This window comes from Corallococcus sp. AB049A, assembly GCF_003668885.1.
In the GTDB taxonomy this organism is placed as follows: domain Bacteria; phylum Myxococcota; class Myxococcia; order Myxococcales; family Myxococcaceae; genus Corallococcus; species Corallococcus interemptor.
The window spans coordinates 1-409 of record NZ_RAWL01001322.1; the positions used below are offsets into that span (position 1 = coordinate 1).

1 protein-coding gene is annotated in these 409 nt (G+C 53.8%); it reads left to right on the forward strand.

What is annotated here, in order from left to right:
- Positions 1-27: 27 nt before the first annotated feature.
- On the forward strand, positions 28-409 hold a 382-nt coding region (locus tag D7X55_RS42005; RefSeq protein ID WP_407921825.1), incomplete at its 3' end, for an SDH family Clp fold serine proteinase.

Consider the following 409-nt stretch of genomic DNA (forward strand, 5'->3'; position numbering starts at 1 on the left):
ACCGATGGACGATCACAAGGAGGAGCAATGGAGGAGAAGCAACTGCTGGAGAGCGTGACCGGCATGTTGGATGCAAACGGAGACCGGGATGTAATCGTAATTAGCCGAGGCGTTAACCGCGAGCTCCACCGAGATCTAACAAAAGCGATTCGGGAAGAGAAACGATACGATAAGTGCACTTTGTACTTGACTACAAACGGAGGCGATCCAGACGGAGCCTTCAGAATTGCGCGGTGTCTTCGTCATCATTACACACACCTTCGCATCGTGATCCCGAGCTACTGCAAAAGCGCTGGTACGCTGATTGCGATTGTTGCAGACGAGCTAGCGATTGGAGACCTTGGCGAGCTTGGCCCGCTAGACATCCAAGTGCCCAAGGATTCGGAGTTGGCCGGACGTAGTTCTGGGC